Annotated in this window: 11 protein-coding genes; 4 read left to right on the forward strand and 7 right to left on the reverse strand. The window is 47.6% G+C overall.

All coding sequences use genetic code 11. The features are described 5' to 3' along the window. The first annotated feature begins 60 nt into the window (after nt 1-60). Nucleotides 61-1,032, forward strand: a complete 972-nt coding sequence (locus A9237_RS19860; RefSeq protein WP_078609275.1) for an FAD:protein FMN transferase — start codon at nt 61-63, stop codon at nt 1,030-1,032. 51 nt (nt 1,033-1,083) lie between these two features. Here the strand turns inward: A9237_RS19860 and A9237_RS27225 are convergent, their stop codons facing one another. The 3 genes from A9237_RS27225 to A9237_RS19870 all read right to left on the reverse strand — a co-directional run bounded on the left by A9237_RS27225 (nt 1,084) and on the right by A9237_RS19870 (nt 3,119). After that, entirely contained in the window at nt 1,084-1,251 is a 168-nt protein-coding gene (locus A9237_RS27225) for a hypothetical protein (protein ID WP_153303268.1), read from the reverse strand. A 66-nt stretch (nt 1,252-1,317) separates the two neighbouring features. Continuing rightward, nucleotides 1,318-2,193 carry an alpha/beta hydrolase family protein gene (locus A9237_RS19865; protein WP_078609277.1) on the reverse strand — a complete coding sequence of 292 codons (876 nt, stop codon included), beginning with the start codon at nt 2,191-2,193 and terminating at the stop codon, nt 1,318-1,320. A gap of 254 nt (nt 2,194-2,447) precedes the next feature. Then, nucleotides 2,448-3,119, reverse strand: coding sequence for a type 1 glutamine amidotransferase domain-containing protein (locus A9237_RS19870; RefSeq protein ID WP_078609279.1), 672 nt, complete (start codon nt 3,117-3,119; stop codon nt 2,448-2,450). Between the two features lie 117 nt (nt 3,120-3,236). Between A9237_RS19870 and A9237_RS19875 the strand changes: the two genes are divergently transcribed. Further along, on the forward strand, nt 3,237-4,121 hold the full coding sequence (locus tag A9237_RS19875; protein ID WP_005388553.1) for a LysR family transcriptional regulator: 885 nt from the start codon (nt 3,237-3,239) through the stop codon (nt 4,119-4,121). Between the two features lie 59 nt (nt 4,122-4,180). Here A9237_RS19875 and A9237_RS19880 read toward each other — a convergent pair whose 3' ends face one another. Continuing rightward, nucleotides 4,181-5,842 carry an electron transfer flavoprotein-ubiquinone oxidoreductase gene (locus tag A9237_RS19880; RefSeq protein WP_078609281.1) on the reverse strand — a complete coding sequence of 554 codons (1,662 nt, stop codon included), beginning with the start codon at nt 5,840-5,842 and terminating at the stop codon, nt 4,181-4,183. Between the two features lie 278 nt (nt 5,843-6,120). Here A9237_RS19880 and A9237_RS19885 point away from each other — a divergent pair, with 278 nt between their 5' ends. Next, the gene (locus tag A9237_RS19885; RefSeq protein ID WP_005450138.1) at nt 6,121-6,870 is read left to right on the forward strand and encodes an electron transfer flavoprotein subunit beta/FixA family protein; all 750 of its coding nucleotides are present in this window, start codon (nt 6,121-6,123) and stop codon (nt 6,868-6,870) included. A gap of 11 nt (nt 6,871-6,881) precedes the next feature. Then, nucleotides 6,882-7,847 (forward strand): electron transfer flavoprotein subunit alpha/FixB family protein, encoded by a 966-nt coding sequence (locus A9237_RS19890; RefSeq protein ID WP_078609284.1) that lies wholly within the window; start codon nt 6,882-6,884, stop codon nt 7,845-7,847. Between the two features lie 913 nt (nt 7,848-8,760). Here the strand turns inward: A9237_RS19890 and A9237_RS19895 are convergent. From A9237_RS19895 to pdhA, 3 genes are read right to left on the reverse strand one after another with little or no spacing between them, the layout of a single operon-like run. Beyond that, the gene (locus A9237_RS19895; protein WP_078609286.1) at nt 8,761-9,903 is read right to left on the reverse strand and encodes a dihydrolipoamide acetyltransferase family protein; all 1,143 of its coding nucleotides are present in this window, start codon (nt 9,901-9,903) and stop codon (nt 8,761-8,763) included. Next, nucleotides 9,900-10,883 (reverse strand): alpha-ketoacid dehydrogenase subunit beta, encoded by a 984-nt coding sequence (locus tag A9237_RS19900; RefSeq protein ID WP_009696326.1) that lies wholly within the window; start codon nt 10,881-10,883, stop codon nt 9,900-9,902. Before A9237_RS19900 ends, A9237_RS19895 begins: the two co-directional genes overlap by 4 nt. Beyond that, nucleotides 10,876-11,970: a pyruvate dehydrogenase (acetyl-transferring) E1 component subunit alpha gene (pdhA, locus tag A9237_RS19905; protein ID WP_078609288.1), complete on the reverse strand. Its 1,095-nt coding sequence runs from the start codon at nt 11,968-11,970 to the stop codon at nt 10,876-10,878. The genes A9237_RS19900 and pdhA overlap by 8 nt, the downstream gene beginning before the upstream one ends. Nucleotides 11,971-12,248 lie beyond the last annotated feature (278 nt).

Genomic DNA, 12,248 nt, shown 5'->3' on the forward strand with positions numbered 1-12,248 from the left:
AATCAATAAGAGGGGAGTGATGCTTCCCTCTTTTTCCGTATTTAGTGTTTGGAGAAATCGATGAGCACCAATAAATACAGCGCCAGATTTCAGATGATGGGCACCTTTATCGATGTGGTGGTGTATCACTCGAACGGTGAGCAACTGATCAGAGAAGCCTATGCGCAACTCGCTGATTACGCAGAGCGATTTACGGTCAATCAATCCGACTCTGAGCTGATGTGCGTCAACCAAAATGCGGGCATTGCGCCTGTGGTGGTAGCGAATGATCTATTTGACCTGATTAAGCTTGCTAAACAACACAGTGAAGACACAAGAAACCCTTTTAACGTTGCTATTGGCCCTTTAGTAAAAGCGTGGCGAATTGGTTTTAAAGATGCCAAAGTGCCGTCTCATGACGTGATTACAGACAAGTTATCCTTGGTTGATCCTACCAAGATCATTTTGAATGAAGATGACCACTCGGTGTTCTTAAGTCAGAAGGGGATGGAGATAGACTTGGGCGCGATTGCTAAAGGTTACTTCGCTGATCAGGTAAAGAACAAACTGGTTGAAGCAGGCGTACAAAGCGGTTTTATCAGTTTGGGTGGGAACGTACTGTCCATCGGTCATTCGCCAGATAACAGCAACAAAGCATGGAATGTGGGCATTCAGAACCCATTATCAGAGCGTGGTGACGTCCTTCGCGTCGTACCTTTACAAGGCATGTCGATGGTGACATCGGGTATCAATGAGCGATTTTTTGAATCAAACGGGCAGCGTTATCATCACTTGTTGGATGCCAAAACGGGGATGCCAATCTCAACCGATATCGCCAGTTTGACTATTATCTCTCGCCTGTCTGTCGATGGTGAAATTTGGAGTACCGCAGGCTTTTTATCAAGCGTAGAAGAATCGATGTCTTACTTAAATCAGCAACCGGGTATCGAGGCAGTGGTTGTTTCAAAACAAGGTGAAGTGCACGTCACACAGGGGCTGATGGATTATAAAGGCTGTATTTTATTGCGCGAAGAGTCAACTCTGGGAGAGTAATATGAGGCAGAGATTCAAACCTGCCTCGTAAATTAACTTATCGCGTTAGCGTTAATCGTCCGCACCGCATTTAGCGCACTCTTCGTACGTGCGTTCGCCTTCACTGATCACAACATAACTACCCACACATTGGTCACATAGCGCCAGTTTTGGGTAGGCAATTTTCTCTTTCTTAGACGTCGTGTCGCCTTCAGTTACGTAGTATTTTCGCATTGTCATGATTCATCAGCTGGAACAAGGGCGGCATTATATCCGGAATTGATGAGGAATGGCGATAATATCGAATTACGCCACCGACTCTACCTCACTCGGATATTGGTTGTTCAGCCAAGCTAGAGCATCTAACCAGAGATCGTCTTCATGTTTCTTACGGAAGAAGCCAAAGTGTCCAACTTTGGTGCCCAGTTGTTTTGTTTTCACTGTCTCTATTTCGACGTTCGCGTTGCTGTAAAAGCTGGCAAGCTGGTGGACGGATTTCGGCGGTGCAAAGTCCATATCATCATCAATCAGTTTGAACTTAATATCACAAGTCATTTTCTCGAAATTTTCGCGGATTGGCGTGCCGTTTTCATCAATGATGTAGTGCGGATCGCGTCCCCAGTATGCCCATTGTTTGGCAATGCATTCAGGGAGAGCTTCGCCGCCAAGAAAGACTCCGGGAACTTTGCCAAACAGCGTTGATAACACTGGAACGGCGAAATACCACATGGCAAACATGCGCGGTTTAGCAATACCTTCCCAATTTGCCCAATATCCGCTTTGAGAGGAAACACAGTAAACGCTTTTAAATACCGTGTTGTTTGTCGCTAAACCTAAGATCTGACCGCCAACGCTGTGCCCAATACAATGCCAATCGAGTGCAGGGTGATGGGTTGTCGCCCAATCAATGACGGTAGCCAAGTCCTTTTCTCCCCATGCTTGCATTGTTAAGCGGGGATCGCGCGTATCTTGAATGGCGGATTGACCAATACCGCGATAGTCATAGGTCACCACCAAATAACCATTTTGCGCGAGGAATTGAGCAAAACGTTGATAATAACTTTGCTTAACTGCGGTAGCTGCGTTGATGATGATGCCGGCTTTTACCTCGCTTTCTGGACGGAAAACTCTGGCATGGATGGAGAGCGCATCAGGCGTTTTCAGTACTAATTCATTATTCATTGTCGTCCTGACTTGTTGTTATTGAATTGTTAACTTACCTTGATTCAATCTTTGGTGAGTTTCAATGAATCAAAGAAATACAAGCGGATGAGTTTGAAGTAACTCAAGTTTTGCGAGGCATCACTCGTTATTGTATTGGGAAGGGGTGAGGGAACTGAACGGTCTTGGCTGAATAGTGAAATAGACGACAAACAAAAAGGAAAGCGACATGAATGCGGCTTTCCTTTGTTCTTCGTGGGCAGAGTGTCTAGGGACTAGCTCAATAGATCCACGATTGCTTTACCTACACCGTGTGCGCTCGTTGGGTTTTGACCTGTGATAACTCGGTCATCCACAATCACAAGCTCTTGCCATGGTTGCACTTTGGAATAACGCGCTGCGCCACGAGCAAGAGACTCTTCCAATAGGAATGGGATGTCGTTGATAGTGCCGAAGTCGATTTCTTCTTCGCGAGTGAAGCCTGTTACTGATTTAGACGCAAGTAGCTTCTCGCCATTGTTAAGCGTGATAGGGAGAAGAGCGCCCGGACCATGACAAACTGCTGCCACAATACCGCCATCTTCATAGTGTTTTGCAGAAATCTTGGCAAAATCTTCGTTGCTCGCTAGGTCTGAAAGAAGACCAAAACCACCCGGATAGAAGATCGCATCGTAGTTGTCACCGTTGATTTGTGACACTGGAATCGTGTTGTTGATGCGATTCTGGAAATCATCACCTGCCAAGATTTTCTCGTTTACTGCGTCGCCTTCGATGTCGGTTCCGTACAGTGGTGCTTGCCCGCCTTTGATAGAGGCAATGTCGTAATCGAAGCCTGCACCCAGTAATTCGCTAAGGGCATGAGTGAGCTCTGGCGCGTAAGTTCCGTTTGCTTGGTCAGTTTCACCAAGGGTCGCATGGTTCGTCACAATGATGAGTACTTTCTTCATGATGGTTTCCTTTTTGGCTTACGTATATTTGTTGAACACCTTCATACTAATTGCTAAACAAATAAGTGATAATACGATTAATTGGCAAAACATTATTGCTATATAGCAAAGGTAAGTATGGACAGTTTTGAAGGCATCAATGAGTTTGTTACGGTTGCTGAGAGCTTAGGGTTTTCTGCAGCGGCAAAACAGTTAGGTTGCAGTACCAGTCACGTCAGTCGCCAAGTCACAAGACTAGAAGAGCGATTAGGTGTCGCTTTGTTAGCACGTTCGACAAGAATGGTGAGTCTAACGGAAGCGGGGCAAGCGTATTATCAACAGTGTAAAGAGTTGGTGATTGGGCTTCAGCAAGCCAATGAACAGCTCACCACGCAGCAAACTCAATTGAGTGGTACGTTACGCGTGAGCGCCGCTGGTGCGTTTTCTGAGAACCATGTAGCGCCTGCCTTGATGGCGTTTGCCAAGCAACATCCTAATCTCACGGTAGAGATCAACTTCAATACCAGCATGGTCAACTTTATTGAAGATGGTTTCGATTTTGCCATTCGTTACGGCAGGTTGAGTGATTCAGGCTTGGTTGCGAGAAAGTTGGTGGATCGTCCCATGGCAGCGGCAGCCAGTCAGCGTTATCTCGATGAACATGGTTTACCAACGCACCCCGAGCAACTCAAGCGTCATAGCTGCATTATTGCCAATAAGGACGTTTGGTTGTTTGAAAAAGACGGCAAGCCTTTAGATGGCGTAAAGGTGCAGGGCAGATGGAAGAGCAATAACGCACACACGGTCTTGCAAGCCTGTGCGGAAGGGTTAGGCGTGGCTTACTTACCCAAGAGCAGTTTCAACGATGCTATTTCGTCTGGTCGCTTGGTGCCAATCCTAGAGCCCTATTGGGGAAGTGGTAACAGCAGCTGGATTGTTTATCAGAATCGTCACTTTTTGCCACTACGAGCGCGATTAGCTATCGATTTTTTACTTGATCATTTTGCCGATTGGCAGGAGTAAGAAGGTTCTGCCAATCGGTTTATTTATCCATTTGTTAGACGGTCAATATACTAACGTATCTACATGTTTTGATAGCTTGGTCCGCCGCCACCCTCAGGTGCTTTCCATGTGATGTTTTGCGATGGATCTTTGATGTCACAGGTTTTGCAATGCACGCAGTTTGCGGCATTGATTTGGAATATTCGCTCGCCTTCGACTTCTACCACTTCATACACGCCAGCAGGGCAGTAGCGCTGGCTTGGCTCATCAAACTTCTTCAAATGGACTTGAATCGGAATATGAGGATAGGCGAGTTGCAAGTGGCAAGGCTGATTTTCTTCGTGTTGTGTACTAGACAAAAATACTGATGAGGGTTTATCGAAGCTGATTACACCATCTGGTTTCGAGTATTGAATAGGTTGGCACTCGTCAATTGGTTTCAGCTGTTCATGATCGTGCGAAGGATCAGTGATTGTCCATGGTATTGGTTTTTTCACCAGAGGCTGCCACAGATTGTGTTCGAAGGTGGAAAGTGCGCCGCCCAGCACGCTGCCGAATTTGTGAATGTTCGCACCAAAGTTACGTGTGTCACTAAGTTCTTCATACAGGTATGAATCTTCAAACTTGGTTTGGTAATCCGGTTCCGAATTGGATTGTGTGAATGCTTCAGCAATGGCTTCTGCGGCTAATAAACCGGATTTCATCGCAGTATGGCTGCCTTTGATTTTGGCGACGTTTAAGGTGCCTGCATCACAGCCAATCAATAGACCACCGGGGAATTGCTGTTTCGGCAGAGAAGACAACCCACCTTTTGCAATGGCTCTTGCGCCGTAAGCGATGCGTTGAGCGCCTTTCAAATGTTGTTCGATAGCTGGGTGGTGCTTAAAGCGTTGAAATTCGTCAAACGGACTTAAGTAAGGGTTACTGTAATTCAAGTCGACAATAAGCCCGACAGCGATTTGGTTGTTCTCCATGTGATAGAGAAAACCGCCACCCGTAGTGTTGGATTCACTCAGAGGATACCCAGCAGAGTGAATCACGCTGCCTGATTGATCTTTGGCATCGGTAGGTAACTCCCAAATCTCTTTAAGCCCGAGTGCATAATGTTGCGGTTGTTTATCATCGTCTAAACCAAATCGTTGGATGAGTTCTTTACCAAGATGACCTCGGCACCCCTCGGCGAATACGGTGTATTTGGCTTTTAGCTCAATACCGGCTTCAAAGTTGGGTTTGGCTTCTCCTTTCTTGTCCAAACCCATGTCGCTGGTATTTACGCCTGTAACAGCGCCAAATGCATCGTAGTTAATTGTGGATGCGGCGAAACCGGGATAGACCTCAACACCAAGTGATTCTGCTTGTTCTGCTAACCAACGACACAAGTTCGCCAAACTGATGACGTAGTTGTTTTCATCATTGTGCATTGGGTTGGGGGTAAGAAAGTGGGGAACACGAACGTGATTAAGTTCTGTGGTTAGGTACAAGAAGGCATCGTTTTTTACAGCGGCGGAAAGCGGTGCGCCCATGCTTTGCCAATCAGGAAAGAGTTCGTCTAATGCACGCGTTTCGAATACCGCGCCAGATAAGATATGTGCACCAACTTCTGAACCTTTCTCTACCACACAAATAGACAGCGGTTCGCCTTCACGCTTTTGGTTGAGTTGCGCTAAGCGGCATGCAGCACTCAAACCCGCAGGTCCGGCGCCAACAATCACCACATCAAATTCCATGCATTCTCTTTCCATCTTCTTGCTTCCTTTATGCGAAACCTTTCTTTGTGTTTCAGGTGCTTCTTCTATTACGCAGTGCTCGTATAAAGAACTATAGTCCAGTTGACGTAAACGTAAACTAAACTAAGCTCAAATGGTAACGTCATAGGGCGTGATAAAGATTTTGAGTGACAATGTCACAATGCGTTTTTTATTAGCAAGGTGATGAAAAGCAAGAGCTTTAACACAAATCTTTGTTACGCATGACCCAATTGCTAGGACGCGTATCGCTTTGCGATCTGCTAGGAGGGAATGTGAAAGTACTGGTTGCGATTAAACGTGTAATTGACCCTTACGTTAAAGTAAGAGTGAAATCTGATGGTTCCGGTGTGGAAACCAACAACGTGAAAATGACGATGAACCCATTCTGTGAAATTGCGGTGGAAGAGGCAGTACGCCTTAAAGAAGCTGGGGTAGCAGAGGAGGTGTTGGTGGTGTCGATTGGTGACACAAGTTGTCAGGAACAATTGCGCTCAGCGCTCGCATTAGGTGCGGATCGTGCGATTCATATTGATGTTGAACAGTCACCAGAACCGCTTGCGGTCGCGAAGTTACTCAAAGCTGTGATGGAGCAAGAGCAGGCTCAATTGGTGCTTCTGGGTAAACAGTCAATCGATACGGATAACAACCAAGTCGCGCAAATGTTGGCAGCACTAACGAATCGCCCACAGGGGACATTTGCATCGGAAGTGAAAGTAGAAGGGGAAACGGTTCTGGTTACTCGAGAAATCGACGGTGGCTTAGAGACGCTCAAACTGGATCTGCCTGCAATCATCAGTACGGATTTGCGATTGAATGAACCGCGTTACGCCTCTCTACCGAATATCATGAAAGCGAAGAAGAAGCCGCTATCGGTGATGACGCCAGACTTCTTTGGTGTGAGTGTTGAGCGCTCTCAGCAAGTACTGGAAGTCATGACGCCGCCTGCTCGTAAAGCCGGTGAGATGGTTGGCAGTGTGAGCGAGTTAGTCGACAAGCTCAAAAATGAAGCGAAAGTGATTTAGGAGGCATAACCATGGAAAACAAACCGTTAGCAACCTTGGTCGTGGTGGAGCACGACAACCAATCACTTTCAGTCGATACATTACGTGCGTTGAGCGCGGCTTCTCAAATTAAACAAAACGGTGCCTCTTTGCCGGTCACCGCCTTGTTAGTCGGACACCAGTTCAACTCAGTATTGAATGAGTTGAAGTGTGTGCAAGGTATCTCGCAGATCGTTGCGATTGATGCTGCCGAATATCAACATGCATTGGCAGAAAATCTGTCTACCTTGATTGCCGAAGTTGGTCGGGATTATTCGCATATCCTTGCTCCCGCGAGTACCTTCGGTAAGAACTTGATGCCCCGAGTCGCTGCCTTATTGGATGTTGGGCAGTTGTCAGATGTGATTGCAATTGAATCGCTCGATACGGTTGTTCGCCCCATCTATGCCGGTAATGCGTTAGCCAGAGTTCGTTCGGACGATACAACCAAAGTGATGACGATTCGAAGTTCAGCGTTTGACGCAGTTGCTGTGTCTGATTCATCAGTAGTTGAGAATGTCGTGACGTTAGAAACGGTCATTAAGGCAGAGCACAGTGAGTTTGTTTCACAGCAAAAAGCGGAAAGCGAAAGACCAGAACTACCGGCGGCAAACGTTGTTGTCTCTGGTGGTCGTGGGTTAGGCAGCAAAGAGAATTTCGCACTGGTGGAACAACTTGCCGACAAGCTTGGTGGCGCAATTGGTGCATCACGCGCTGCGGTAGACGCAGGCTTTGTTTCTAACGATTTGCAAGTTGGGCAAACGGGTAAGATTGTCGCGCCTCAACTGTACATTGCCGTGGGTATTTCCGGGGCGATTCAGCATTTGGCTGGGATGAAGGATTCTAAGGTGATTGTGGCGATCAACAGTGATCCAGAAGCGCCAATCTTCCAAGTCGCAGACTATGGTTTGGTAGGTGACCTGTTTGAGATTATGCCGGAGTTGCTGGAGAAGGTGTAAGTTCGGTATTTGTCGGGCGTCATTCCCTAGAACGAAGAATGAGCGAGTAGGGAATCCCTTCATGCTCGCTACTTTAAGTCGTCATTCTGAACAGCTAGGAACGAGCGTGATTCAGAATCTGCTATCAAAGTGCGCTGTGGGTTTATGTCTATGAAGTTGCTTCAGCTTTGGTTGTCATTAGATTCCTAGTCGCGCCTAGGCTTGCTGGAATGACGCGCTAGAGTTTCTTGCTAAGAGTCAAATTCTTAAGTCGCTTTTTGCTGAGTGCAAACCAAACCGCCTCATTCCATAGAGCGAAGAATGAGGGAGTAGAGAATCTTATTCTTGCTCACTATTTTAAGTCGTCATTCTGAACAGCGAGGAACGAGCGTGATTCAGAATCTGCTATCAAAGTGCGCTGTGGGTTTATGTCTATGAAGTTGCTTCAGCTTTGGTTGTCATTAGATTCCTAGTCGCGCTTAGGCTTGCTGGAATGACGCGCTAGAGTTTCCTTATGAAAATCAGACTCTTGAGGCGATTCTTGTTGAGTGCAAACCAAACAGCGTCATTCCCTAGAGTGAAGAATGAACGAGTAGGGAATCTCTTCTTGCTCACTACTTTAAATCGTCATTCTGAACAGCGAGGAACGAGCGTGATTCACAATCTGTTGTCAAAGTGCACGGTTGGTATATCGCTATGAAAGCCCTTCAGTGCACTTTGCCATTAGATTCCTAGTCGCGCTTAGGCTTGCTGGAATGACGCGTTGGAATTTCCTTTAAATGTTAGGTTTTTACGGCGCTATTTGTTGAGTGCAGACCAAACTGCGTCATTCCCTAGAGTGAAGAATGAACGAGTAGGGAATCTCTCTTTAAATTCACTCTCAAAACAAAGGGCTTCCAATAAGAAGCCCTTTATTGTTCATAGCAAACACTTTCTAAACACTTGGTTTTCTTAGGTGCTCTGCCAGCACTTTTGTGAACCTTGCTGCTTCACCGCCGGTACATGCTCGGTGGTCAAACGTAATCGACAGCGGCATGGCTTTCACTGCTAAAGCTTGTCCGTCTCGAATTACAACCTTCTCAATGATTCGACCTGCACCGACAATCGCGACTTGTGGCGGCGTGACCACTGGTGTTGCGTAAATGCCTGCAATTGCGCCAAAGTTTGAAAGCGTAATGGTGGCGTGTTGCAACTGCTCACGACCAATCTTACGTTCACGTATGCCTTGTACAGTTTGGTCTAACCAACGACGCACCTCTTGAGGCTCATACTCATCAGCGTGTCTCAGAACCGGCACGTACAAACCATGTCGACTGTCTACGGCAATACCAATATTCACCGTGCTGTGGACACAACGCGTCATGGTTTCGGCATCGAACCATGCATTCATGGCAGGCTCTTCCTGACACGCATGCACGATCGCTTGGACCAGACGAATACTGATGTCTTCACCTTGCTTCCAGCCATCTAAGACAGCTTCCTCAGTAATGGTCACTGCCGCGACATTGTGATGGGATTCCGCCATGGTCGACACCATGGTTCGGCGTGCGCCTTTGAGTACTTCTGTACCGGGACGTTGTTTGCCTGCTTCGTCGTAAATGTCGGCATCGACGATCAAACCATCCGGACCGCTGCCTTTGACCAAATCTAAATCCACACCCAGTTTTTTCGCTAATAGGCGAGCAGAAGGTAGGGCAGTGATGAGGTTATCAGGTGATGGATTGTGTTCGCCACCAATCCAGAAATCATCCACATTCACGCTGTGCGCATGTTGGGATACATTACCGACCACGGTTGCTGCATCGGCAGTTTGTTTTTTCTCGGAGACGGTTTGTTCTGCTCCCGTTTCATCGATTTCCAGAAGTAGAGCACCAATGTTGATTACATCGCCTTCTTCGCCATGACGACTCACGATACGGCCGCCATAAGGAGCAGGGACGTCTACGGTCGCCTTTGCGGTTTCGACAGTAAGCACCACTTGGTCGAGCTTGACCATATCACCGACACTAATATGCCATTTCACAATTTCTGACTCAGCGAGACCTTCGCCGAGATCGGGTAAGTTAAACGTCTTCATTTCCAATCCTCCACGAGTTCGCGCGCGGCGAGCACAATGTCTTCTTCCTGAATCATGTAATAATCTTCGTTGCGGTAGTACGGCATGATGGTGTCCATGCCCGTGACGCGTTTTGGTGGCGCTTTGAGTAGGCACATCGCATGTTCTGCGGTTCTGGCTAACAGCTCTGAGCCGACACCACAGGTTTTGCTGGCTTCATGTACCACCAAGAGGCGTCCGGTTTTCTCAAGTGAACGGAAGATGGTCGCGGTATCAATGGGTTTGATACTGGCTAAATCAATCACCTCAACTTCGATACCTTGATTGGACAGCGTTTGAGCCGCTTGCAGTGATTCGACAACACACGCTCCCCAAGTCACTAACGTAATGTCGCGACCTTTGCGAAGGGTAAAGCAAGTGTCGAGAGGTAGCGCTTCTCCGTTATCTACCACTTCAGATTTCACTGTGCGATAGATACGTTTTGGCTCAAAGAACATCACTGGATCGTTGCTACGAATGGCTGCCAGGAGCAAACCATAAGCGCGTTGCGGTGATGAAGGAATCACAACCTTAAAACCTGCGGTGTGAGCAAACAATGCTTCGACACTCTCGGAGTGGTGTTCTGGTGCGTGAATACCGCCACCAAAGGGCGCGCGGAACACTGCAGGGCAGGTGAGTCGACCACGAGTACGGTTACGCATTCGTGCCGCGTGACACATCAAATGTTCCAATGCAGGGAAGACAAAGCCTTGGAATTGAAACTCTGCGACAGGTCTTAAGCCTTGCGTTGCCATCCCGACAGTGACACCGCCAATAAGTGCTTCGGCCAATGGCGTGTCGATAACGCGCTTAAGGCCGTATTTTTGTTTGAGTCCTACAGTGGCGCGAAATACACCGCCGTTGTCACCCACATCTTCGCCAAGGACGATGACATTCGGATCGTGTTCCATTTCATGGTGCAGTGCGAGGTTCACTGCTTCAACTAACGTGAGTTCAGCCATGTTTCCCTCCCTGCATTCGCATTGCTTTGTTGATTAGATCATCCCTTTGCGCATGAAGTTCTTGGGGTAGGGATTCATAAAGGAAATCGAAGCCCGTTTCAGGCGCTTGATTCGGCATGTTGAGATAACGTTCAACGGCGAGTTCAACTTGTTCTTTACAGTGGGCTTGCCACTCTTGTTCTTTCTCGTTACTCCAAACACCTTGATTGGTGAGAAAGGTTTTAAGGCGACGAACAGGCTCATATTGCCAAGCCGTTTGAACCTCGTCCTCGTTTCGATAGCGGGTCGCGTCGTCGGCGGTGGTGTGATCGCTCAGGCGGTAACTTATTGCTTCAATTAACGTTGCGCCTTTGCCTTTTCTGGCTCGTTCGAGGGCAGTCATTGTTGCATCAAACACCGCGACGACATCGTTGCCATCCACCGAAATACCGGGGATGCCAGCACCTTTGGCTTTCTCTGAGAGAAATTCCGCAGCACATTGCAAACTGCGCGGTACGGAGATCGCCCATTGGTTATTGTTCACCACAAAGACTAATGGGATGTTCCATGCGCCCGCACAGTTAATGGATTCAAGGAAGTCGCCTTTGGAAGTGCCGCCATCGCCGCACATCACCAAAGCCGCATCGTGATTGCCTTGGATTTTCAGTGCTGCCGCAACACCAACGGCATGGGTACACTGAGTTGCGATTGGGACACAGAAGGGGAGGTCTTTGCTCGGAAAAGGGCTGCCTTCAGGAGCGAAGTCGCTGCCGCGCTCATCGCCTCCCCAGTATTGCAGGTTCTTTTCCATTCCTATACCACGACACCACATGGCTGGCATATCGCGATAATAAGGAACAAACACATCACTGGCTTTCAGCGCTCTGCCTACCGCTATCCCAACGGCTTCCGAGCCAAGGTGTGATGGGTAGGTGCCTAATTTACCAGTGCGTTGCAGGGCAACGGCTTTGTTATCGTAGGTGCGAGTTAATACCATGTCTTGGTAAAACCCGACCAAGGTTTCGAGATCAGCCCAGTTGGGTAGTTGGCTGACGAGGTTCCCATCATGGTCGATAAACCGATGCATGGGTAATGCCTGAACGTTCATCTCAAGCTCCTTTTGACGCTGCGGGTCTTTTGGACTGCAGCTGCTCATTGTTTCGATCTCAGCCTGTATGGGTACTCAGGCTTTGATATCAGCGCAAAAGGTTATACCTAGGATTGCAGTTTCTTTGATAGTTATCGACGCTTTTGGTGCTCGTCTCTCTAACAAAAGTGTGTTCTGGTAAAACACAAGGCGTCATTTATTACTGCTGTTTACACCGCCTAATCCAGTGATGAATCTTGGTATAACCAGATACAGTAAGTGTAAACAAATTGTTAAAT

Source organism: Vibrio owensii, from assembly GCF_002021755.1.
Taxonomy (GTDB): Bacteria; Pseudomonadota; Gammaproteobacteria; order Enterobacterales; family Vibrionaceae; genus Vibrio; species Vibrio owensii.